Origin of the sequence: Streptomyces chartreusis NRRL 3882, from assembly GCF_900236475.1 — a bacterium.
GTDB lineage: Bacteria > Actinomycetota > Actinomycetes > Streptomycetales > Streptomycetaceae > Streptomyces > Streptomyces chartreusis_D.
Map to the genome: position 1 here is coordinate 2,160,825 of NZ_LT963352.1, position 21,819 is coordinate 2,182,643.

19 protein-coding genes are annotated in these 21,819 nt (G+C 73.6%); 10 read left to right on the top strand and 9 right to left on the bottom strand.

Going from position 1 to position 21,819, the window contains the following annotated elements:
* Window positions 1–96 precede the first annotated feature (96 nt).
* The 3 genes from SCNRRL3882_RS09585 (at window position 97) to SCNRRL3882_RS09595 (ending at window position 4,813) form a co-directional block, all read left to right on the top strand.
* Entirely contained in the window at window positions 97–2,118 is a 2,022-nt protein-coding gene (locus tag SCNRRL3882_RS09585; protein WP_010033908.1) for a serine/threonine-protein kinase, read from the top strand.
* Window positions 2,119–2,291: 173 nt separating this feature from the next.
* Window positions 2,292–3,113, top strand: a complete 822-nt coding sequence (locus SCNRRL3882_RS09590) for an FHA domain-containing protein (RefSeq protein WP_010033907.1) — start codon at window positions 2,292–2,294, stop codon at window positions 3,111–3,113.
* 2 nt (window positions 3,114–3,115) lie between these two features.
* The gene (locus SCNRRL3882_RS09595; RefSeq protein WP_010033906.1) at window positions 3,116–4,813 is read left to right on the top strand and encodes a hypothetical protein; all 1,698 of its coding nucleotides are present in this window, start codon (window positions 3,116–3,118) and stop codon (window positions 4,811–4,813) included.
* Window positions 4,814–4,818: 5 nt separating this feature from the next.
* Here SCNRRL3882_RS09595 and SCNRRL3882_RS09600 read toward each other — a convergent pair whose 3' ends face one another.
* The 5 genes from SCNRRL3882_RS09600 to SCNRRL3882_RS09620 are packed head-to-tail and all read right to left on the bottom strand — an operon-like array spanning window position 4,819 to window position 11,169.
* A complete protein-coding gene (locus SCNRRL3882_RS09600) occupies window positions 4,819–5,754 on the bottom strand; it encodes a tetratricopeptide repeat protein (RefSeq protein WP_010033898.1) in 936 nt (311 codons plus the stop codon).
* Window positions 5,751–8,255, bottom strand: a complete 2,505-nt coding sequence (locus tag SCNRRL3882_RS09605; RefSeq protein WP_010033896.1) for an Hsp70 family protein — start codon at window positions 8,253–8,255, stop codon at window positions 5,751–5,753. The genes SCNRRL3882_RS09600 and SCNRRL3882_RS09605 overlap by 4 nt, the downstream gene beginning before the upstream one ends.
* Window positions 8,256–8,276: 21 nt before the next feature.
* On the bottom strand, window positions 8,277–8,816 hold the full coding sequence (locus tag SCNRRL3882_RS09610; RefSeq protein ID WP_010033894.1) for a hypothetical protein: 540 nt from the start codon (window positions 8,814–8,816) through the stop codon (window positions 8,277–8,279).
* Window positions 8,813–10,084: a hypothetical protein gene (locus tag SCNRRL3882_RS09615; RefSeq protein WP_010033891.1), complete on the bottom strand. Its 1,272-nt coding sequence runs from the start codon at window positions 10,082–10,084 to the stop codon at window positions 8,813–8,815. The genes SCNRRL3882_RS09610 and SCNRRL3882_RS09615 overlap by 4 nt, the downstream gene beginning before the upstream one ends.
* Window positions 10,081–11,169, bottom strand: coding sequence for a serine/threonine-protein kinase (locus SCNRRL3882_RS09620; RefSeq protein ID WP_010033890.1), 1,089 nt, complete (start codon window positions 11,167–11,169; stop codon window positions 10,081–10,083). Before SCNRRL3882_RS09620 ends, SCNRRL3882_RS09615 begins: the two co-directional genes overlap by 4 nt.
* Before the next feature lie 235 nt (window positions 11,170–11,404).
* On the opposite strand from SCNRRL3882_RS09620, the gene SCNRRL3882_RS09625 reads away from it, so the two are divergent.
* From SCNRRL3882_RS09625 to SCNRRL3882_RS09655, 7 genes are all read left to right on the top strand, one after another.
* On the top strand, window positions 11,405–12,871 hold the full coding sequence (locus SCNRRL3882_RS09625) for a serine/threonine-protein kinase (RefSeq protein WP_010033886.1): 1,467 nt from the start codon (window positions 11,405–11,407) through the stop codon (window positions 12,869–12,871).
* 97 nt (window positions 12,872–12,968) lie between these two features.
* On the top strand, window positions 12,969–14,435 hold the full coding sequence (locus SCNRRL3882_RS09630) for a Y4yA family PLP-dependent enzyme (protein ID WP_010033883.1): 1,467 nt from the start codon (window positions 12,969–12,971) through the stop codon (window positions 14,433–14,435).
* The gene (locus SCNRRL3882_RS09635) at window positions 14,432–15,751 is read left to right on the top strand and encodes a pyridoxal-phosphate dependent enzyme (RefSeq protein WP_010033880.1); all 1,320 of its coding nucleotides are present in this window, start codon (window positions 14,432–14,434) and stop codon (window positions 15,749–15,751) included. Before SCNRRL3882_RS09630 ends, SCNRRL3882_RS09635 begins: the two co-directional genes overlap by 4 nt.
* Complete coding sequence (locus SCNRRL3882_RS09640; protein WP_040902538.1) at window positions 15,748–16,953, top strand: aminotransferase class V-fold PLP-dependent enzyme; 1,206 nt, start codon at window positions 15,748–15,750, stop codon at window positions 16,951–16,953. Before SCNRRL3882_RS09635 ends, SCNRRL3882_RS09640 begins: the two co-directional genes overlap by 4 nt.
* Before the next feature lie 90 nt (window positions 16,954–17,043).
* Window positions 17,044–17,808 carry a class I SAM-dependent methyltransferase gene (locus tag SCNRRL3882_RS09645; protein WP_010033875.1) on the top strand — a complete coding sequence of 255 codons (765 nt, stop codon included), beginning with the start codon at window positions 17,044–17,046 and terminating at the stop codon, window positions 17,806–17,808.
* Between the two features lie 148 nt (window positions 17,809–17,956).
* On the top strand, window positions 17,957–18,256 hold the full coding sequence (locus tag SCNRRL3882_RS09650; RefSeq protein WP_010033870.1) for a hypothetical protein: 300 nt from the start codon (window positions 17,957–17,959) through the stop codon (window positions 18,254–18,256).
* 50 nt (window positions 18,257–18,306) lie between these two features.
* A complete protein-coding gene (locus SCNRRL3882_RS09655; RefSeq protein ID WP_010033862.1) occupies window positions 18,307–18,618 on the top strand; it encodes an ArsR/SmtB family transcription factor in 312 nt (103 codons plus the stop codon).
* Window positions 18,619–18,642: 24 nt separating this feature from the next.
* Here SCNRRL3882_RS09655 and SCNRRL3882_RS09660 read toward each other — a convergent pair whose 3' ends face one another.
* The 4 genes from SCNRRL3882_RS09660 to SCNRRL3882_RS09675 all read right to left on the bottom strand — a co-directional run bounded on the left by SCNRRL3882_RS09660 (window position 18,643) and on the right by SCNRRL3882_RS09675 (window position 21,721).
* The gene (locus SCNRRL3882_RS09660; RefSeq protein ID WP_010033859.1) at window positions 18,643–19,515 is read right to left on the bottom strand and encodes an LLM class flavin-dependent oxidoreductase; all 873 of its coding nucleotides are present in this window, start codon (window positions 19,513–19,515) and stop codon (window positions 18,643–18,645) included.
* 115 nt (window positions 19,516–19,630) lie between these two features.
* Window positions 19,631–20,068: a DUF6299 family protein gene (locus tag SCNRRL3882_RS09665; RefSeq protein ID WP_010033856.1), complete on the bottom strand. Its 438-nt coding sequence runs from the start codon at window positions 20,066–20,068 to the stop codon at window positions 19,631–19,633.
* A gap of 103 nt (window positions 20,069–20,171) precedes the next feature.
* Complete coding sequence (locus SCNRRL3882_RS09670; RefSeq protein ID WP_010033854.1) at window positions 20,172–20,570, bottom strand: RidA family protein; 399 nt, start codon at window positions 20,568–20,570, stop codon at window positions 20,172–20,174.
* Entirely contained in the window at window positions 20,567–21,721 is a 1,155-nt protein-coding gene (locus tag SCNRRL3882_RS09675; protein WP_010033851.1) for an acyl-CoA dehydrogenase family protein, read from the bottom strand. Before SCNRRL3882_RS09675 ends, SCNRRL3882_RS09670 begins: the two co-directional genes overlap by 4 nt.
* Between the last annotated feature and the right edge of the window lie 98 nt (window positions 21,722–21,819).

Genomic DNA, 21,819 nt, shown 5'->3' on the forward strand with positions numbered 1-21,819 from the left:
GAGACTGTGAGTAACGTCCCCTGTACGCAGTAGGTTCCCCTTACGCGCGCGTGGGTGGCGGCGCGCGTTCGGGGCTGATGCGAGGGGGAGAACAACGTGCGTCCCGGAGACGAGTTCGCCGGCCGATATGTCCTCGAGGAGGTCATCGGCACAGGGCGGGGCGGCGACGTGTGGCTGGCCCACGACACGGTGGTGGGGCAGGACGTCGCGCTGAAGCCGGAGCGGGTCGAGGGCGACCGCGAGACGGCGGTGCGGCGGCTGCTGGGCGAGCCGCGTGCGCTGGCCAAGTTCCGTGATCATCCCCATGTCGTGACGCTGTTCGACGTCGTCACGGTGCCGTCGGACGGGGACACCGGCGGGGACGGGGGCGGAGCCACTGCCGGGGGCGGGGGCGAGACGTACTGGTTCGTCATGGAGTACGTGCCCGGCGGCGGCCTCGACCGGCAGCCGCCCATGAGCCCCGAGCGCGTGGCCCGGATCGGGGCCCAGCTCGCCGACGCGCTCGCCGCGCTGCACGAGGCGGGTATCGTCCACTGCGACCTCAAGCCCGCCAACATCGGCCTCAGCCGGCGCGGTGCCGCGAAGCTGCTGGACTTCGGCGCCGCCTACCGGGCCGGCGGCGGTGAGACCATCACGGCCAACGGGCCCTACAGCTTCACCCCGGACTACGCCGCCCCCGAGCTGGCCCGGGGAAACGTCCCGCGGCCCGCCTCCGACGTGTTCTGCCTGGCCGCCACCCTCCACGCCCTGGTCACCGGTTCCCCGCCACGCGGCGGCGAGCCCGGGGCGGACGGCGACGAGGCCGTGGCCGCCGGGGAGGACCAGGACCGTCTGACGTACTGGAAGGCCGAGCAGGGCGTCGTCGAACTGGACGCCGAAGCGGTGGGCCCCCTCCACCCCGTGCTCGGCGCCATGCTCCGGCGTGACCCGCGGCAGCGCCCCGACGCGGCCGAGGCCGGGCGGCTGCTGGCGGCCGTGGCGGAACACGGCACGCCGGACCCGGCCGGCCGGCCCGCCGCGCCCGGCGGCGGGCGCCCGCGGCGGCGACGCGCTACCCTGCTCGCGGCGGCCCTCGGCGTCGGCGCCGCGATCGTCCTGAGTCTCGTCGTCCTTCCCGGGGACGGCGACGGGCGGGGCGACGGCGGGAACAGCACGCGTGGGTCCGCCGGGAGGCAGCTTCCGAAGGACCCCTCGCACGGTGGGACGCGGGCTCTGATCGGTGATCCGCGCACCGCCGACGTGTGCGCCCTGGCCGACCCCGACGCGCTCGACCGGTTCGGGGAGAGCGAAGTCGACGTCGACTACGGCAACTTCGACCGCTGCGACGTGCTCGTCCACCCGGACGACAGGTCCCGTATCGACGTGTCGGTCCAGCTGCGCCCGGGCTCGCCGCCCGAGGCGTCGGACCCCGTCAGGACCATCGGCGGCATCGCCGTACGGGAGGCGCCGCCGAAGAAGGGCGAGTGCGGGCTGCTGCTGTCCCGGGACGACGCGGCCGGCGGCAGCGACAGCACCGGCAGCACCGGCCGCGGCAGTGGCAGCGCCGACGGCGACATGTTCGTAGGGGTCCGTGTCGACGTGGGGCACGGCACGGTGGCGGGCGGTGCCGCGGCGCTGTGCGCGGTCGCCGACACCGCCGCCCGCAGCGCGGCCGAGGTCCTGAACCGCGGCCCGCTCCCCCGCCGTTCCCCGCCCTACCCGGCCGCCTCGCTGGCCTGGACGAGCGCCTGCGCGCTGCTCGACGCCGAGGCGCTGTCCGTCGTCCCCGGCATCAAGGCCGACGTGCCGGAGGCCGGTGTCGCGGACTGGGACTGCGAGTGGTTCAGCGACGTCGACGACCTGGAGGCGGAGATCGCCTTCTTCCGCGACGAGCGCAAATCCGCGCGGGACGGCCGCACCGTCCGGCTCAGCGGTTACGACGCCGTTGTCGAGCCGGAGGGCAACGGCGACGGCACCTGCACGGTGTTCATCCCGTACCGGGAGTACGGCGGCCGGGACGCCGAGACGGCCGTCGAGATGCTGCGGCTGCACGTCGGCGGGCGGCGGTCCAGCGGCGAACTGTGCCATCTGGCCACCGAGCTCGCCGCCTCGGCGGCCGCGGAACTGCGTGCCCGCTGACACCCGGCGCATCCGCAGGCAGCCGGACATGTGAGGACTCCCGGGGCCGCGGGGAGGGGTCCCGGGCCGGTCGGCTCATGCTGACGTGTACGTCCGGCGGGGCCCGCCCGCGCCGGGGCCGCACCGTGCCGATTCCGTACGAGTCGCAAGCCCACGCACCGAGGAGACCAGCGATGTCCTTCTCCGCCAGCCTCGCGCGCGGTGTCGCGCCCACCGCACCCGGAACCCTGCACGCGCGCACGGTCACCGGCGACCTGTGCGCCCCGCCGCGCACGGGGCTGACCGTCCGCTTCGGTCGGGGCGAGCGGCCGGACGTGGACCTGGAGGTCGGCGTGGACGACCTGCGGGTGAGCCGCCGGCACGGGGAGCTGACGTACCGGCAGGGGCAGTGGTGGCTGCGCAACACCGGGAAGCAGCTGGTGCGGCTGCCGCGCGGCCGGATGATGCACACCACCACCGAGCCGGTCCCCCTCACCACCGGCTACACCCCGCTGTTCGTGAGGGGCTCCGGCTACCGCGAGCACCTGATCGAGCTGTACGTGGCCGACCACGACGACCAGGGGCCGGTGTCACGCCGCCGGGCCGAGACCCTGCGGCCGGAGACCTGGGCGCTCGACGACGACGAGCGGCTGCTGCTGGTCGTCCTCGGCCAGCGGTACCTGCTGTACGAGGAGGACCCGCGGCCCCTGACGTACTCCATGGCCGCCCGGCAGCTCGTCCATCTGCGTCCGGACGGCAACTGGACGGAACGCCGGATCGAGCACCGCATCGAGGTGGTCCGCCACCGTCTGCACGGCACCGGCTTCAAGTACCCGCTGGTGCACGACAAGACGGAGGAGCGGCGGCCCTACGACAACACCCTGCTGCACAACCTGCTCAAGGGCCTGGTCGAGTCGACGACGCTGGTCCCGCCGGACCTCAACCTGATGGACGACACGCCCGGCGACCCCAACATGCCCGGACTCCAGGACGGGTCGCCCGCGGGGCAGCCGTAGCCATGGGCGGTGACGCGCCTGTCGTCCGGGAACGGCTGCGGGAGCTGAGCGGCCCGGAACTCTACCGCCGCAACGCCTTCCGCGTGACCGGGGCGAGCACCTGCGCGGCCCGCCGTACGATCGTCCGGCGCCGGCAGCAGCTCGCCACGGCCGCGAAGGCCGGGGTCGCCGTCGGTCCCGCCGGTGAGTTGCCGCTGCCCGACGGAGCCGGGCCGGAGGAACTCCGTGCGGCCTTCGACGTGCTCGACCATCCGCAGCGCCGGATCGTCGACGAGCTGTTCTGGTTCTGGGACGCGCCGGACGCCTCCTGCCCGTGCGGGCCGGAGCTGCACCGGCAGCACGACGAGGCGGTCCGGGCCCATGCCCGGGCCCTCGACGCGGAGTCGGGGCACCGTGCGGCGCCACGGCGCCGGGGCGCGGGTGGGCCGAAACGCCCCGCCGGAAAGAAGAAGGGCCGCGGCGGACCGCGGCGCGACACCGGCCGCCCGGAGGACGGGGACTGGCAGACCGCGGCGTGGCTGTGGCGCAGGCTGCTCGGGCAGCGCGCGGTCTGGGCGCATCTGCGGCACCGCGTCGCCACGCTCGACGACAAGCGGCTGGACGAGACCGCGGTGACGGTACTCGAGGCCGAGGTGCGCCGCGTCCTGGTCTCGGCCGTCGCCGGTCTGGCCGCGCGTACGCCGGACCCGGCCCGGCTGGCCCGGTACTGCACGCAGTGGACCTGGACCGGGCGGGGCCTCCTCGGGGAGGTGCTGGAGGGGCAGTTGACACCCTTGTACGAGTCGGTGGAGCGCGAGCTGCGCGAGACGGGGGAGCAACTCGCCGGCGCCTTCTCCGAGCGTGACCGGAGGACGGCCGCGACCGCCGCGGCCGGGTCGCTGCGGGCCCGGGTCGTCCCGGCCGTGGAGCGGCTCGGCGCCTTCGCCGGTTTCGGGATGTCGCTCGGCGTGGGCCAACTCTCCGACACCACCGCCCTGTTGCTCAACAACTGCGCCGTCGCCCTGTCTCCCGCCCCGGACACGGCCCCGCCCGTCCGGGAGAGCTTCGACCTGCTGGACCTGGCGCTGCGGCTGAAGCCGAACGAGGGGACGCGGCGGACGATCGAGCAGAACCGCGCGCGGCTGGCCGAGGCCGGTGTCTGGTTCGACAAGGCCAAGCCGGCCTTCGATCCGGTCGTGACGGCTCTGGAGACGGCCGCGAGGCAACTCGACCGGAACGACGCGCGTGGTGCGGCCGGCACCCTGGAGGCCGCCACGCCGCTGCTGCACGAGCTGCGCCGCCTGCGCCGGGGCGCGCTCGCCGGGCTCCCCGACATCCCGGAGGCCGTCGACCGGCTCAGCGACTCCGCCGCGATCCTGTTCAACAACTGTGCGATCGCCCTGGCGCCCGGCGGCGGTGGTCACGGCCTGCGGCTGCTGGAGCTCGCCGAGGAGTTCTGCACGACCCAGGAGACCCGGGTGCGCATCACCGCCAACCGGCTGCTGCTCGACCGGGCGCGGGACGTGGGGCTGCCCTACGACGTCTCCTACGACGGGCGCCGGACGCCCCTGTCGTACGGCGTACGGCGCCCGCCGCGCAAGAGCTTGCGGACACACCTGGAGGAGATCTACTACGGGACGTCCCCCGTCGCGGCCAAGGTGTGGACGTGGGTCGTGGTGCTGCTGATCATCGGGCTGGTCGTGGTGGTCTCCGGTGGCTAGGACCGTCACTCGGGTGAGATCACGAGGGTGACCGTGCGGTTGCGGGCCGGGTCCGGGTACGGGGCGTCGCGCTGGTCCGCGGTGTCCGTGGTGAACGCCGTGAGGGGTTCGCCGCTCGCGGCGCTGAGTTCGCGGGCGGCGACCAGGGCGCGCCACAGCGCCACGACGGAACCGCCGCTGCGTGGCGCGCCGGGGACGGTGGCGGCGTGGCCGTGCACGGTGACGTCCGGGTGCCGCCCGCCCAGCCGTTCACCGAGCAGGGCCAGCTGTCGGGCTCCCGCCGGGGTGAGCTGAGCGCCTGCGGAGAACAGCCCCTGGGTGAAGGCGACTTCGACGGAATCGCCGTGCACGGTGACGCGCAGACCGGGGGCGCGCAGGTCCTCGGCGAGCGCGGCGGCTCTACGGGTGGCGGCCGCGGCGTCCTTCTCCTGCCCGGTACCCGAGCCGGGCGCCTCCTGGCCGGCTCCGGCGGTGGCGCTCGTGCCGGGGCTCTGCCGGCCGCCCGCCGCCCGGTCGGTGTCCGCTCGGGCCGTGTGGGGGCCGTCCAGGGTGGTGACCGTGCCGGCCACGACCGCGGTGATCACGCACGCCGCCGCGACCAGGGCCGTACGGGTGCGGTGACGGCCGAGTACCGCCATCGGCCCCCTGCGGCCGAGCCGGGCGAGTCCTGCTCCGGCCGCCGGGTCGTCCGGGTGCCGCGCCAGGACCCGTCGCCAGCACTCCGCCGCCTCGGCCGTCTCCCCGCGCTGCGCGTGCACCCGTGCCCGCAGGTCGAGCACGTCCCGGTGCCCGCCGAGTTCCGTGGCCTCGGCCTCCCGCAACAGCCGCAGGGCGCCGCCCAGTTCCCCGGCCCGGGCGAGCCCCCGGGCCCGCGACACGAGCAGTACGACGTCGAGGGGGGCGTCTCCTTCCGCGCCGGTCCGGTCGCTCATGAGGCTCATCGGCTCTCCTGCACCCCGCCGATCCGGCGCTCCTCCGAGACCCCCGGAGGCAGCAGGCGGCGCAGGCGCTGGTTGACGGCGGACAGGGCCGTGCGGTCGCCCGCGGCGACGGCACGGCGGCCGTCCGCGATCGCGGCGTCCGCCTGGGCACGGGAGGTCATCTCGTCGCGCAGTTCGACGAGGGAGTGGAAGACGAGGAAGTCCCACTGGTCGCTGCGGCGCAGGAGGTCCACCTGGAAGTCGCGCACCCGGTCGGCGAGCCGGCGCAGTCCGGCCGGGCTGCCGTCCTCCCCGGCGCTGGTCGCGCGGGTGCGGAGGTTCTCCAGTTCGCGGCGTTCGGCCGGCCCGCCGCCGGTCTGTTCGATGAGGTCCTCGCAGTTGTTGAGGAGGTCCCACAGCTCGTGCTGGAGGGCGGGGATGTCGATGGCCTCCTCGACGTCGTCGAGCTGGGCCTCCAGGTCGCGGATGCGCCGGTCGCTCGTACCGGCCGCCCCGGTGTCGACGGCCGCCGCGTCGACCTCCTTGCGCAGATGGGCGAAGGCCTTCTCGTCGGACAGGTCGTCGAGCCGGGACAGGGCCTGCTCGGAGTGCACGTCCTCGGCGCGTTCCCGCAGGGCGTGCGTGCGCTGCTCCAGGTCGTGCAGCCGGTCGACGAGTTCGTCGTGGGTGGGCGCCACCAGCTGGGAGCGGTCGATGGTCGCCTCGAACTGGGCGTCGGCGACGGGGATGTCGGCGGTGACGGTGACTTCCCGGTTCGAGGCGCTGATCTCGAAGGTCACCTCGACGGGCGTCTGCCCGGGCAGGTCGAAGCGGACGTCCCGGGGCCGGATCTCCAGCAGTCCGACACGGGTGTTGCGGTCGGCGCGCCGGCGTTCGCCCTCCAGCAGCGGGATGCGGATGACGGCGTCCGGCTGGGAGCGGCGCAGCGGGATGGAGGTCTCGAAGGTCTTCGTGATCGAGGTCGGCAGGGCGGTGCCCTTGCGCAGCATCGGTGCGAAGGAGCCGTCGGCCTTGCCGATGCCGAGCGTGCTGGTGAGCACGGCGTCGCCGGGCAGCACCTGGGCGTGGGTGATGGACAGGGTGTCGGGAGCGAGCCGTTGCCGGGTGCCGGTGCCGTCGGAGAGCTCCACGGTGAACCGGGACCGGGTGCCGGAGTCGATGGTCACCTCGGTGTAGAAGGCGCCGTCGGGGGTGAGGGTGGTCTGCGGTCCCCGGAAGGGCGGGTGGCCGTCGGGGTTGGTGAGGGTGACGGTGTACCGGGTCCAGTCGGGCACGGCGGTGCCGCCGCTGATCCGGCCGGAGACGGGGATGCCGGTGGTCTCCAACGACTGGGGCTCGTAGTGGAGTTCCACCGTGAACTCCCCCGGCGCCGCCGTGCGCGGCTTGCTCGGCATCCGCACGGTACGGGCGAAGACGGCGGCCCCGCGCGCCACCACGGTGGTCGGGTCCTGGGTGTGGTCGAGCTGGATGCCCAGGCCTTCCACGGGGTCGGCCAGCAGGTCGCGCAGCCCGGGGGCGAGGGTCGCCCCGCCGACGAGCAGCAGCCGGTCGATGTGGTCGGGCCGCAGGGAGCTCTCCGCGAGGGCGTCCCGGCAGAGCTTGATCGCGCGGGCGTAGAAGGGCTGGGCGAGGTCGTCGAGGGCGCCCCGGGTGAGGGTGTACTCGAAGGGGGCGGTGCCGCCCTCGCCGTCGGCGAGGTCGAGGACGATGTCGTAGGAGCCGCGCCGGGACAGCTCGATCTTGGCGTCCTCCGCGGCCAGTTTGAGCTTGGCGAAATTTGCCCGCCAGCGCGGGTTGCGCCGGGCGAAGTCCGGCAGCCCGAGGTCGCGCCGGACGGCGGGGACGAGCAGATCCTCCACGATGGCCCAGTCGATGAGTTTGCCGCCCAGCCGCGGGTCACCGGCGTGCTGGAGCAGTTGCAGTTCACCGTCGCGCTTGCTCATCACGGCCGCGTCGAAGGTGCCGCCGCCCAGGTCGAACACCATCCAGTGGGTGGACTCGGAGGCGTCCTGCACGCCGTACGCGATGGCCGCGGCGGTCGGTTCCTGGACCAGCGGGCAGTGCTCGCCCAGCCCGGCGAGGGCCGCGGCGGCGGACGTGGCGCTGTTCTGGTGCAGCGCGAAGGAGGCGGGCACGGTGATCACGGCCGCCTCCGGGGCACTGCCGGTGTCGTGCGCGGCGTCCTGGCGCAGGGACTTGAGGACTTCGGCGGAGAGCTGTTCGGGGGTGAGGGACAGCCCCGCGCGGCCGAACCGCCGGTGGTATCCGGCCACGCCCATCTCCAGCTTGAACTCGGCGTGGGCGTCGTCGGGCTGGGTGTCGGTGCGCTCGCGGGCGCGGCGGCCCACGTGGATCACGTCCGGCTTGGGCATCCACACGGCGGACGGGGTGCAGTCCCAGCCGTCGTTGTTCTTGATGACGCGTACGCCGTCGTCGTCCGCCACCGCGATGGCGCTGTTGGTGGTGCCGAGGTCGATGCCGAAGTCGATGGTCTCGCGCATTGCGGTCGTCTCCTTGGTCGTTCACATGCCGTGGGTGGGGCCGGGCGCGGGCCGGCCGACGACGACCTGCCCCATCTGGATCCGCTCGCCGCGGTAGTAGACGCTGGGCCGGAGGGTCTCCAGCACCACCTCGTGGGTCAGGCCGGGTTCGTCCTGGAAGGCGAGGACTTCGAGGGACTGGCCCGGGTCGAAGGGCGCGCCGTCGTGCTCCTGGATCTCCAGTCCGCCGTCGGCGAGTGCCTGCCGGCCGGCCTGGACGTAGCGGCGCACCTGCCTGAGGTCCGCGGCCGACAGTTCGCCGGCGCGCTGGTTCAGCTTGCGCTGGGCGCGCCAGATGCCGGTGGCGGCGGCGAGCAGCGTGCCGGCGTCCGGGCTTCCGGTAGCGGGCCCTTCCGTGGCCGGCTCGACGTCGGCGAGTACGTCCGCGACCCAGGCGGCCTGGCCGGTGTCGAGGAACGGCGGCGGGACGCGGAACTCGGGCGGGTGCCGCAACTGGCCGAGCGCGGCGCGCACCCGGCTGCCTCGGCGGGACCGGCCGTCCCGGCGTGAGGGGATGCTCATTTCCTCCTCCGTACGCTGCTCAGGCCGTTGGCCAGGGTCACCACGATCTGCACGAAATAGCCGAGGACTCCGATGCCGCCGAGCCCGATGATGACCACGGGGAACCAGCCGTAGGTCTCGATCAGGGCGGAGACCGAGCCGCCGATGACGCCGAGCACCAGGAGGAACGAGAACCAGGGGAACCGCCGTCTGGCGCGCGCGGGGCCGCGGCCGGTGCCCGTGAGGTGGTCGTAGATGGTCTCCCAGTTCTCCTTCAGCCCGTCCGAGTCGCGGTCCGGGCCGATCTCGTACGCCTTCTCCGCGAGCCAGAGCATCTCCTCGCGCCGGGAGGCGCTCGGCGGGCGGTGCACGGAGATGCCGAGGAGTTCCACCGCGAGGTTGTTCAGTCCGACGGCGACGATGTGGGCGGTCTCGTCGTAGCGCCAGCCGGAGACGAACGGTCTGAGCGGCGCCATGTCCTCGAAGCCGGGCACGACCCGGTCGCGCAGGAGCAGGAACGCCTCGCGGTAGTGGCGGGCCTCGCGCTCCCGCTCCACCGTCAGCAGGTCGCCGTGGATCTTCTCGTACGCCTCTTCCACCGCACCCTCGAACAGCTCCGAGAACAGGCCGTCGAAGGGCGGGAACCCGGCCCAGACCGAGCAGACCGACGTCAGCCGGGTCGCGGTGGCCTGGTCGGCGAAGAGCTGGGGGAAGGGGGAGACGAGCAGCCGTGGCAGCCGGGCCAGGAGGTCGTCGGCCGCGTCCTCGCCGAGCCGGGGGTCGCCGAGCGCCCGGATCCGGTGCCGGACGTGCTGCCGCAGTGCCCCGTCCGCCAGCAGGTGGCCCCAGGCGGACACCGCGTTCTCCCACAGGGACGCCCGCTGCTCGACGGGCAGCCGCGACCGTCCGGTCTCCGCCTCCAGCACGCGGGCGTGCAGCAGCACGGCGGCGTCGTGCCGTTCGTGCACGTCCGGGTCGCAGTCGCAGCCGGACTCCGGGGTGCCCCACAGCCACAGCAGCTCGTCGACCATGCGCCGGCGCGGGTCCTGGAGGCCCTCGAAGGAGGCCCGCACCTCGTCCTTGCCGTAGCCGCCGGCCGGGGCCAGGTCCGGGGCTCCGGGCCAGCTGTCCTCGACGGCCAGCCGCGCCTCCGCCTTCTGCCGGTGCCGCCGCACGGCCGGACCGCTCGCGCGGGTGGGCAGGCCGGTCACGACGAAGACGTTCCTGCGGTACAGCTGTGTGCCCGCCAGTTCCTCGAAGCGGTCGAACTCCCTCACCGGCGTGGTCACATGATCACCCCCCGGCGCCAGGTCATGAGCCGTGTCAGATGCCGCTCGCGCAAGCTCGGGTAGCGGCTGATGGTCTCCTCCAGCAGGTCGGCGGCCTCGCCGAGCTTGCCGGGCATCCGGGAGAGCGCGGTCGCCTCCCGGAACAGCGCGTCGGCGGACCCGGCCGGCTCGGCCGGACCGGCGGCCTCGGGGCCGGGCGCCGGGCGCAGACCGGCCGCGCGGTCGGCGACGGCCCGGGCGGTGGCGGGCCGCTCGGCCGGGTCGATCCGCAGCATGTCGGTGACCAGCCGGTCCAGTTCGGGGCCCACGTCGTCGTTGAAGGCGCGGGGCGGCTGCAGCGGCCTGCTGAACCGCTCCAGGGAGAAGGACTGCACCGGGTCCCCGCCGTCGTACGGGAAGTGTCCGGTGAGCAGGAAGTACCCGATGGTGCCCAGCGCCCAGACGTCCCCCGGGCACCCGTAGCCCTTGCCGCGCCGCAGCACCTCGGGCGGCATGTAGGCGACGGTGCCCTGGGCGCTGGCCGCCCTGGTGCCCGGGTCGGTCTCCTTGGCCAGGCCGAAGTCGCTGACCTTCACGCGCAGCCCGGTCTCGTCGTAGGTGATGAGCACGTTGGCCAGGGACAGGTCGCGGTGGACGATGGGGTGCGGCCGCTCGTGGGCCACGGCGAGTCCCTCGGCGGCCTGCCGGAGCACGGCGGTCACCTCGCCGACGGGCACCACGCCCGAGTGGGACTCCATGAGCCGCTCCAGGCTGCCGCCCGCCACGTACTCCATGGTGATGTAGCCGCGTACGCCCTCGGAGGTCTGCACGGTGCCGGCGTCGAACACCCGGATGATGTTGGGGTGCCCCAGCGTGGACAGGATCCGGGCCTCGTCGAGCATCCGGGACGTCGCCTCCAGCGAGGCCACGTGCTTGAACAGTTTCAGCGCCTGCCAGCCGAGGATGTGGTGCCGCACCCGGTAGACCTCGGCGAAGGCGCCCTCCCCCAGCCGGCGGTCCACGACGAGCGCCGAGTTGATCCGCTGCCCCGGCCGGAGCAGGGCGCCGCCCACACCCGTCGCCGTGTCCTGCGTGCGGTCGAGCACGTGCTCACGCACCTTCCCCACCGGTGAAACCACCCGCGACGTCGCCGGTCCACTCCGCCCCGTCCGCCCGGCGGCGGCGCGGGACGCCAGGGTAGGAGGACCCCGTCGGGACCCCTCCCGACGATCGGGGCCGTGATCCGCCTCACTCCCGGCCCGGGTCGGCCCGGGGTCGCCCGTTATGGTGACCAGGGCGTATCAAGGCGCCCAAGACGGACAAGGTGGCGGAGGACACACGGTGTCGGACGAGGGGCGACTCGTCGCCGGGCGCTATCGGCTCGCCGAGCGGATCGGCCGGGGCGGCATGGGCACGGTGTGGCGCGCCGACGACGAGCTGCTGGGACGCCAGGTCGCCCTGAAGCAGCTGCACGAGCGGCCGCACCTGTCCGCGGACGAGCTCGGCACGCTGTACGAGCGCATGCGCCGGGAGGCCCGCAGCGCCGCGCGCGTCACGCACCCCAACGTGATCGTCGTGCACGACGTCGTGGAGGACGACGGCCGCCCCTGTGTCGTCATGGAGTACGTCCCCGGCCGCACGCTCGGCGACCTCCTCCAGGGCGGCCGGACCCTCCCGCCCCACGAGGCGGCCCGCGTCGGCCTGGCCATGGTGGGCGCCCTCCGCGCCGCGCACGAGGCCGGTGTGCTGCACCGCGACGTCAAGCCCGGAAACGTCCTCCTCGGCGCGGGGGACCGGGTCGTCCTCACGGACTTCGGCATCGCCATGACGGCCGGTTCGTCGACGCTGACCAGGACCGGCGAGATGGTCGGCTCCATCGAGTACATGGCCCCCGAACGCGTCCGGGGCCTCACCCCCGGCCCGGCATCGGACCTGTGGGCCCTGGGCGCGACCCTGTACCAGGCGCTGGAGGGCCGCCCCCCGTTCCGCCGGGCGACGGCGATGGAAACGGCGTACGCGATAGCGACGGACCTCTTGACCCCACCGAGCCGGTCCGGCCCGCTGGCCCCACTCATAGAGTCCCTACTGGCCAGGGAACCGGAGGCCCGTCCCTCCGCGGAGGAGACAGAACGTGCTCTCCGAACGGTGGCGATCACCGCCCCCAAGGGGCGCGGGGCCGTGCCGACGGGCGGCTCCGCCGCGGGGCGCGACCAGCCACGAACCACCCGCATCCGCCGACGCCGCCGCATCACCACGATCGCCGCGGCTCTGACAGCCACCCTCGCCGTGGGCACCACCCTGTACACAACGGCCCCGCACCACACGGCCGAACCCGACCACGACACGGCCCGCCCCGCCCCCGTCCCCAAGGGCTACCACCTCGTCCACGAGCCGAAGCTCGGCGTCTCCTTCCCCATCCCGAACGACTGGACGCCCCGCGACCGCACGGCGGAACAGGTCATCTACGCCACCCCCTCCGGCCTCGCCGGCATCACCATCGGCACGGTCGCCCCCGCGGGCCCGACCCCCGCCGACCACTTCACGGAGATCGAGGCGAACACCAAGGTCAACTACCCGACCTACCGCCGGATCCGCATGCAGCGGACCACCTTCCGCGAACAGCCCGCCGCCATCTGGGAGTTCACCTTCCAGGGCCGGGCCCGCCCGTTCCGCGCCATCGACCTCGGCTACGGCCGCGAGGGCGGGCGCGAGTACGACATCTACCTCTCGGCGCCCGAGGCGCAGTGGGACACCTACCGCCCCGTCTTCGACCAGGTCAGGAACGGCTTCAGGACAGGCAGGGCGTAAAGCGACCGAAGAATGGATATGGGCTATACGGCGAAACGCGGGGAGTGTCCGACGTGCCCGGATGCCGGGCGCAGGAGCTTCAGGGGAGGGAGCACGCATGGGGGGCCGGCCCTTGTACCTCGAACCGCGGCTGGAACCACGGCTCAGGTCGCTCCTGGCGGCGACCGGGACCCTGCACTCGCTCACCGACGCGCTCGGCTCACCCCTGCACGTCGTGGTGCCGGACCAGATCGCCGAGAACCTGGAGCGGTTCCGGTCCGTGTACCGCAGGCATCACCTGTCCGGCCAGGTCTTCTACGCCCACAAAGCGAACCGGTCCAGCGCGCTGCTGCGCCGGCTCGCCGCCACGGACGCGGGCGTGGACGTCGCGTCGCTGGGTGAGTTGCAGCACGCGCTGGGGGCCGGTTTCACCGCCGACCGGATCACGGCCACGGGCCCGAAGAACCCCGAGTTCCTGTGGCTCGCGGCCCTCACGGGCGTCACGGTCGGCGTCGACGGCGTCGCCGAGCTGGACCAGCTCGCCGCGCTGGTGCGGGGGCACGCGCTCGCCCCGGTGCGGGTGCTGCTGCGGCTGTCGGGGTTCGAGACACCGGGGGTGAAGGTGCTGAGCCGGCGCAGCCGGTTCGGCACGCCCGTACGGGAGTTGGAGCCCCTTCTGGAGGCGGTGGAGCGGCACGGCGACGCGATCGGCCTGACGGGGGTGGCCTACCACCTGGACACCACGAGTGTCGCGGAGAAGGCGACCGCCCTCGAAGGGTCCCTGGCGGCTCTGGAGGCCTGCCGGAGCCGGGGGCTGCGGCCCCGGGCCGTGGACATCGGGGGTGGGTTCGGCGTCAGTTACCTCGCCGAGCGGGAGCAGTGGGAAGCGTACACGACCGCGCTCACGTCCGCCGTGCTGGGCCGCCGCCCGCCGATGACCTGGGGCGGCCACGGCTACGGGCTGCGCAACGAGTCAGGCACCGTGCGCGGCGCGCTCGGCCTCTACCCCGCTCACCGGTCCGTCGCCGGCGCGGCCTATCTGGACGAGTTGCTGGCCCAGCCCGCCGCCTCCCTGGGCGGCCGTCCGCTGGCCGCGCTGCTGCTGGAGCACCTGTACGACCTGCACAGCGAGCCCGGCCGGGCGCTGCTGGACCAGTGCGGGCTGACGCTGGCGAGGGTGCTGGAGGTCCGCCCCCAGCAGGCGGGTGGCGCACTGCTCGTCCGGCTGGCGGCGAAGGCGGACGACATCGCCCTGGAGGACCACGGAGTGCTGGTGGACCCCGTCGTCATCCCCAGGAGCGGAGCCGGGCCGGGCGAGGGGCCCGTCGCCGTCCACCTCTTCGGCGGCCTGTGCCTGGAGACCGATCTGATCACCCGGCGCACGGTCTTCCTGCCGCGGCGTCCGGTCCCCGGCGACCTGCTGGCCTTCGCCAACACCGCCGGCTACGCCATGGACTTCCACGCCACCCGCGCCCAGCACCAGCCCGCCGCCCGCAAGGTCGCCGCCTGGCAGGACGGCGACGCCTGGCGCTGGTGCCTCGACGACCAGTTCTGGCCGATCACGCCCTCGGGGGGAGCCCAGTGAGGTACGACAGCATCACCGAGGCGATAGGCAACACCCCGCTGGTACGGATCGACCCGGCCGTGCACGGCCTGCGCAACATCGACCTGTTCGCCAAGCTGGAGATGCTCAACCCCTTCGGGTCGGTCAAGGACCGGGCGGCCTGGAACATGGCGCGCCCGCTGCTGGCCGAGGCGGTCGAACACGGCAGCCAGGTCGTGGAGTTGTCCAGCGGCAACACGGCGAAGGCACTGGCGGTCCTCGCGGGCATGCACGGCCTGGGCTTCAAGAGCGTCACCAACCGGATGCGGGTGCCGGAGATCAAGGACCTCCTGCTGCTGCTCGGCGCCCAGATCGAGGAGCTGCCGGGGCAGAGCGAGTGTCTGGACCCGACCGCGACGGACGATCCGCTGACCCTCTTCCACCAAACGCTGTCCGCCTCCGGCGGCGCCTATCTCCACACGGACCAGTACTTCAACCCGCGCAACACCGAGGCGCATCTCACCGGCACCGGCCCGGAGATCGTCAAGGACCTGGACGGCCGGGTGCCGGACTGGTTCGTCGCCTGTGTGGGCACGGCCGGTTCCTCCACGGGCGTGGCCCGCGCGCTGCGGGAGGAGGATCCCTCGGTGCGGGTGGTCGGGCTGGTCGCGGCCAAGTCCGACTTCATCCCCGGGATCCGCACCATCGACGAGGTGCAGGAGGTCGGCCTGTTCGACCCGGAGACGTACGACACGATGGAGTCGGTGAGCGCCGACGAGGCGATCGAGGGGATGCTGACCCTGAACCGCCGTTGCGGCATCCTGGGCGGGCCCACGGGAGGCGCCGCGTATCACGGAGCCGTCCGTCATCTGCGCGCCGTCGACGAGGAGTTGACCGAGCGGCGGACGGCGGTGTTCATCGTCTGCGACCGCGTGGAGAGCTATCTGAGCTACGTCCGGCAGCGGCGGCCCGACCTGCTGGGCCGGCTGCCCAGGAAGAACTCGCCGGCCGATCTGACCGACGCCGAGGTCGGCGGCGCGCCGTCGGTCACGGTGGCCGAGGCCCGGCGCTGGATCGACACCGACCGGCCGCTCGTGGTGGACCTGCGCAGTCCCTTCGCGTACGCGGCGCTGCACATCGACGGGTCGGTCAACATCGTCGACGAGCTGTTCGCCGAACTCCTCCAGGGAGGACTGCCGTTCAGCCGGAGCCGGCCGGTGCTGCTGGCGTGCCCGGTGGGCGAGCAGTCCGCCCGGTACGCGGCGCTGCTGACCCGGATGGGCCACCCGGACGTCCGCAGTCTGGCCGGCGGCATCATCGCCTGGCGGGACGCGGGCGCGCCCCTGGTGCGGGACTGACCGCCGTGACCGCACCCGCGATCCGCGACGATCTGCGCCGGTGGCAGCAGGCGCTGCGCGCCCAGTTCCCCATCGTCACCGGGCACCCGGAGCTGGCGTACCTGGACAGCGCGGCGACGGCGCAGAAGCCGCAGGCCGTCCTGGACGCCGTGCAGACATACCTCACCGGCAGCAACGCCAACGCGGCGCGAGGCACCTACACCTGGGCCAACCGGACCACGGAGCTGGTCGAGCGCACCCGCGAGCGCGTAGCCCGGTTCCTCGGGGACCACCGACCGGACCGCTCCGCCGTCCACTTCACGAGCGGCACGACCGAGGGGCTGCGCACGATCGCCCGCGACTGGCTGCCGCGGTTCGTGCGCGACGGCGACGAGATCGTCGTACCGGACGCCGACCACCAGGCCAACATCGCGCCCTGGCGGGAGGCCCAGCGGCTGCTCGCCCGCGAGGGCACGCACATCCGGGTGGTGCCGATGCCGTACCAGAGCGGTTCCGGCGACTACGACCACCGTGCGCTGGCCGAACGGGCCGGGCCGCGAACGCGGTTCGTCGCCACCACCCACGTGCACCATGTCTACGGCGGCGACATGAACGTGCAGCGCATCCGCCGGGCGGTCGGCCCGGACGCGGTGATCTGCCTGGACGCGGCGCAGAGCGTCGGGCATCTGCCGGTGTCCGTGGCCGAGTTGGACGTCGACTTCGTCGTCTTCTCCGGGCACAAGGCGCTGGCCCTGCCCGGTTCGGGGGCGGTGTGGGCCCGGCAGGCGCGCGGCCCGGCGTTCACGCCCGGCGGGTGGAGCGGCACCCCGAACACCGTGGGCATCGCCTCGCTCGAAGCGGCGCTGGACTGGCTGGACGCCGCCGGTCTGGAGCGCGTCGAGCACTGGACGGTCGCCCTGGCGGCCCGGCTCACCGAGGGACTGCGCCATCTGGACGCCTACGAGATCCTCGGCTGCCCGCTGAGCCTGGCCGCCGACTCGACCGTGCAGCGGCGCCAGGGCATCGTCACCCTGCGGCATCGGGCCATCGACTCGGGCGACCTGGGATTCATCCTCTTCAGCCACGGTTTCATGGTCCGCTCGGACAACCACTGCCAGGGTGACGCGGGTGAGAAGACCGGTTCGGTCCGGGTGAGTCTGCATGTGTACAACACCGTTGAGGAGATCGACCGGCTGCTGTCCGTCCTCGCCTCACTCCAGTGACTCCCCCGACAATGCGTAATGGGAACCGTTTCCACCTGTAGGCTCGGACCGGCAAGAGTCAGGTGCGAGACGGCAAGGTGGCGCGACCGGATGGGGCTGAGTCTGGCGACGGCGGAGCGGTGGGTGGAGCGCTGGGAGCTCCAGCAGCAGCGGTACGCGGTCGACCGCGAGGAGCGGTTCACGGTGATCGCCGATGTGGTCGAGCACGTCACGGCCGGGCACGACTCCCGGCCCCTCGTCGTCGACCTCGGGTGCGGGCCCGGCTCACTGGCGGCCCGGCTGGTCCGGCGGCTGCCGGACGCGGAGATCGTGGCCGTGGACCGGGATCCCCTGCTGCTGGAGCTGGGCCGGACCCATCACCCGGACGCGGCCCGCTACATCGACGCCGAGATCGGCGCACCCGGCTGGACCTGGACCCTGGACCTGGACCGGCCCCTGGACGCGGCCGTCTCCACGACGGCCCTGCACTACCTCGACCGCGACACCCTGCTGCGCACCTACCGGCAGCTCGCCGCGCTGCTGCGGCCCGGCGGTGTCCTCGTCAACGGCGACCACCTCCCCCAGGACGACACGGGCCCGGGCGGGATCGCCGCCCATGTCGGGCGGTGCCGGGCCGACCGGCAGCGGGTGTTCGCGCACGAGGACTGGGGCTCCTGGTGGGCCGCCGTCTCCGAAGACCCCGAGCTGACGGACCTGCTCGCCGAGCGCCGCCGCCGTGCGGCGCCTCTCGACACCGGCCGCCCCGCCGAACTCCCTCTCTCCGCCCATCTGGAGCTGCTGCGGCAGGCGGGTTTCGCCACGGCGGGCCCGGTCTGGCAGTACGGCGACAGCTGCGTGGTCGTCGCGGTCCGCTGACCCGGGCGTCACCCCTGCGCCGCCCTCGGCTCGCGGGCGGCGCCGGCCGGCCGGACAATACATGCAGAAATCGCTATATGTTAATGTCGCCATGACGGCCCCGGCGGAAGCGTCGCGGGCAGCACGAGCACACGCAAGGAGCCACCCCATGACCACCGCCGAGCACCTCACCCACGAGAACCACGCGCACGCCCACGGCGACGACTGCGGCCACGTCGCCTTCACCCACGGCGACCACACGGACTACGCCCACGACGGCCACATCCACCGGACGCACGAGGACCACGTCGACGAGTGCGCGAACGGCGGCCACACGGTGCACCAGAACCACGACCACGAGCACGGCGACAACTGCGGCCATCTGGCCGTGCGGCACGGCGACCACACCGACTACGTGCACGACGGTCACCGGCACGCCGCCCACGAGGGACACTGGGACGACCACTGAGGCTCCTGCCCGGCATACTGGAAATCGTTGTCATATGCTAATGTGCGCATATGACAACGACGCCCGCTGCCCCCACGGACGAGCCGGATCAGACCCTGCAAGCGGCCAGCGAGCTGCTGCGCGCGCTGGCCTCGCCCGTACGACTGGGGATCGTGCGCGAACTGTCCGGCGGCGGGAAGTACGTCCATGAGCTGGTGACCGCGCTGGGCGTGAGCCAGCCGCTGGTCTCCCAGCATCTGCGGGTGCTGCGCACGTCCCGGATCGTCGCCGCCCGGCGTCAGGCCCGCGAGACGCGGTACACCCTCACCGACGACCACGTGGCACACATCGTGCTGGACGCCATCCGGCACGCCCAGGAGTAGCGCACAGGGTGCCCCTTCGCGGGGTTACGGGACGAGGGGGCGGACCTCCTCGGCCACGAAGCGGACGAAGCCCTCGGGGTCCGGCTCATCGCCGGTGGGTTCGAGGACGACGGTGTCGGCGCCGGCGGCGACCAGGCGCTGAACGGCCTCGGCCACCGTACCGGCGTCGCCGGCGACCCCCAGGTCGGGGATCTTGTCCGTGCCGGAGGCGGTGCGCTCGGCCTGGAGGCGGGCGGCGGCGTCCGGCCCGGTGGCGGTGAGGAGATAGACGACCACGCGGTGGGAGCCGGTGCGGCCGGCCACCGCTCGGCCCTCGTCGATGAGCCGGCGGGCCTTGGCGACACCGTCCGGCGGGGTGGCCTCACTGAGCAGCGTGCCATCGGCGGCCTCGCCGGACAGGCGCAGCGAACGGGGGCCGGTGACGCCGGCGAGCACCTCGGGAGCGGTGGGCGGGGGCCAGTCGAGGCCGACGTCGTCCAGCTTCACGTACCGCCCGTCGGTGGTGACGCGCTCGCCGCGCAGCAGCGCCCGGAGCGCGTCGAGGTACTCACGCAGCAGCGTGACCGGCGACTCGGCCCGCGCTCCGGCCTGCCCCATCCAGTCCTGCACGCCGTGCCCGACGGTCAGCGTGAAGCGCCCCGGGAAGAGCCGGTCCAGGGTGGCGGCCTCCATCGCGGTGAGGGCGACGTTCCGCAGGGGCACGGGCATCAGTCCGATGCCGACCCGCAGCCGTTCGGTCCAGGCGAGCGCGGCGGACGCGGTGGCGACCCCGCCCTCCAGGAAGCAGTCCTCCCAGAACCACAGCTCCTCCAGCCCCGCCGCCTCGGCGGTACGGGCTATGTCACGCAGCTTCTCGGGGGGCAGCTGAGGCCGGAAGACAGCACCAAGAGTAGTCATGGGGCCTTACTACCCCTGGTGCTCCGGCATGAACAACTGCTTTACGCCGCTCGGCTCTTGGACCGGTGAGCCCCCGTGGACCCGGGCCGCTCACCGGTTCCGTTCACCGTCGCGCTCAGCCCCGGGTCAGGGTGACGGCCTGGTCCCGTACGGCGTGGAAGCGGGGCAGCGGCAGGCCAGTGGAGGTGCGCAGTTCCATCACAGTGGCCTCGACGCGGGCCGCGCCGGGCACGAGTGCGCCGGGCACGGGGCGGCCCGTGTTCACCCAGCGGTGCTTCGCGCCATCGCACACGGCCCGGGTGCCGCCGATGCCGTAGCTGGTGGTGGAGACGCCCTGGGTCACGGAGGAGCTGACGAAGACCGGGCCGCTGGAGCTCTGGCAGCGGTAGGTGCCGGAGAGGGTGACGGTGCCGTCGGCGGCGATCCGGCCGACCGAGTCGACCGTCACGGCCTCGTGCGGGGTGGGCGCCGCGGTGGCGGGCACGGCGGTGGCACCGGTGAGCAGCAGCAGCGCGGCACCGGTCGCCGCGCCGAGAAGGGGGCGTAGACGCATGGGGAACCTCCCGAAAGGAGTGGATTTGCGGCTTCCACTCGTACCGGGCCTCCGGCCCGCCGCCCGTGATCCTCACCCCTTCGGTGGCGAGTCCGCCGCGTCCCTACGGAAGCACCGCGAAGCCGTCCAGTTCCACCAATGCCTCCTCGTCCCACAGCCGGACGACCTCGACGACCGCCATGGCCGGGTAGTCACGGCCCGCCAGTTTCCGCCAGAGGCGGCCGAGTTCCGGGGCGTGGGCGCGGTACGCGGCGACGTCCGTGGCGTAGACGGTGACGCGGGCCAGGTCGGCGGGCGTGCCGCCGGCCGCCGCGAGGGCGGTCAGCAGGTTGGTGAGGGCCTTCTCGAACTGTTCCGGCAGGGTCGCGCCGGTCACCTTGCCGTCGCCGTCGAGGGCGGTCTGCCCCGCCAGGAAGACCACCCTGGACCCGGAGGCCACGACGGCGTGCGAGAAGCCCGCCGGCGGGGCGAGGCCGGGCGGGTTGACGCGTTCGGTGGTCACCGGGCCTCCTGGTGGGCTGCGTACAACTCCTTGGCGATGATGCCGCGCTGGACCTCGCTGGCCCCCTCGTAGATCCGGGGGGCGCGCACCTCCCGGTAGAGGTGTTCGAGCAGGTGACCGCGTTGCAGTGCGCGGGCGCCGTGCAGCTGGACGGCCGTGTCGACGACGTACTGCGCGGTCTCGGTGGCGAGCAGTTTCGCCATGGCCGCGCGCCGGGGCACGTCCGGGGCGTCCTCGTCGTACGCCGTCGCCGCCGCGTAGACCATCAGCCGGGCCGCCTCCGTGCGCAGGGCCATCTCGGCGACCTGGTGGGAGACGGCCTGAAGGTCCCGCAGCTTGCCGCCGAAGGCGTCTCGCCCGGCGGTGTGCGCGAGGGTCGCGTCGAGCGCCGCCCGGGCCATACCGACCGCGAAGGCGCCGACGCTGGGGCGGAACAGGTTGAGCGTCCCCATGGCGACCCGGAATCCCCGGTCCACCTCACCGAGCACGTCGTCGGCCGTCACCGGCACGGCGTCGAAGTCGAGCGCGCCGATGGGGTGCGGGGAGAGCATGTCGAGTCCGGCCCCGGTCAGCCCCGGCCGGTCGGCCGGCACGAGAAAGGCCGTGACACCACGCGCGCCCACCCCCGGGGTGGTCCGGGCGAAGACGGTGTAGAAGTCGGCCTCGGGCGCGTTGGAGATCCAGCACTTCTCACCGGTGAGACGCCAGCGGGTGGGGCCGTCGGGGTGGGCGGCCAGTTCGGCGGGCGGCTCCGCCCGCAACCCCAGTGCCGCCGCGTCCGACCCCGCCCCCGGCTCACTCAGGGCGAAGGCCGCGATCGCCGTGCCGTCGGTGACTCGGGGGAGCCAGCGGGCGCGTTGGGGATCCGTGCCGTGGGCGTGGACGGGGTGGGCGCCGAGGCCCTGGAGGGCCAGGGCCGTTTCCGCCTCCGTACAGGAGTAGGCCAGGGACTCGCGCATCAGGCACAGGTCGAGCGCGCCGGAGGTGAAGAGGCGGCCGAGCAGCCCGAGGCGGCCGAGTTCGGCGACCAGGGCCCGGTTCACCCGGCCCGGCTCGCCCTTCTCGGCCAGCGGGCGGAGCCGCTCCGCGGCCAGGGCGCGCAGCTCGGCGCACCAGGCGAGTTGTGCCGGTTCGAGCGAGAATGCGGTCATCGCCGGTCCCTTCTCCGCCACCCCTGCCTCCCGGCCGGGCCGCTCCGAGGTTATCGCGGACCGTTGACTGTCGTCACCAACACGATACGCTCCTGGAG

Excerpts from the sequence above, each read along its gene's own strand:
- SCNRRL3882_RS09590 (WP_010033907.1), top strand. The coding sequence starts at position 2,292 with ATGTCCTTCTCCGCCAGCCTCGCGCGCGGTGTCGCGCCCACCGCACCC.
- SCNRRL3882_RS09595 (WP_010033906.1), top strand. The coding sequence starts at position 3,116 with ATGGGCGGTGACGCGCCTGTCGTCCGGGAACGGCTGCGGGAGCTGAGC.
- SCNRRL3882_RS09600 (WP_010033898.1), bottom strand. The coding sequence starts at position 5,754 with ATGAGCCTCATGAGCGACCGGACCGGCGCGGAAGGAGACGCCCCCCTC.
- SCNRRL3882_RS09605 (WP_010033896.1), bottom strand. The coding sequence starts at position 8,255 with ATGCGCGAGACCATCGACTTCGGCATCGACCTCGGCACCACCAACAGC.
- SCNRRL3882_RS09610 (WP_010033894.1), bottom strand. The coding sequence starts at position 8,816 with ATGAGCATCCCCTCACGCCGGGACGGCCGGTCCCGCCGAGGCAGCCGG.
- SCNRRL3882_RS09630 (WP_010033883.1), top strand. The coding sequence starts at position 12,969 with ATGGGGGGCCGGCCCTTGTACCTCGAACCGCGGCTGGAACCACGGCTC.
- SCNRRL3882_RS09645 (WP_010033875.1), top strand. The coding sequence starts at position 17,044 with ATGGGGCTGAGTCTGGCGACGGCGGAGCGGTGGGTGGAGCGCTGGGAG.
- SCNRRL3882_RS09650 (WP_010033870.1), top strand. The coding sequence starts at position 17,957 with ATGACCACCGCCGAGCACCTCACCCACGAGAACCACGCGCACGCCCAC.
- SCNRRL3882_RS09655 (WP_010033862.1), top strand. The coding sequence starts at position 18,307 with ATGACAACGACGCCCGCTGCCCCCACGGACGAGCCGGATCAGACCCTG.
- SCNRRL3882_RS09660 (WP_010033859.1), bottom strand. The coding sequence starts at position 19,515 with ATGACTACTCTTGGTGCTGTCTTCCGGCCTCAGCTGCCCCCCGAGAAG.
- SCNRRL3882_RS09665 (WP_010033856.1), bottom strand. The coding sequence starts at position 20,068 with ATGCGTCTACGCCCCCTTCTCGGCGCGGCGACCGGTGCCGCGCTGCTG.
- SCNRRL3882_RS09675 (WP_010033851.1), bottom strand. The coding sequence starts at position 21,721 with ATGACCGCATTCTCGCTCGAACCGGCACAACTCGCCTGGTGCGCCGAG.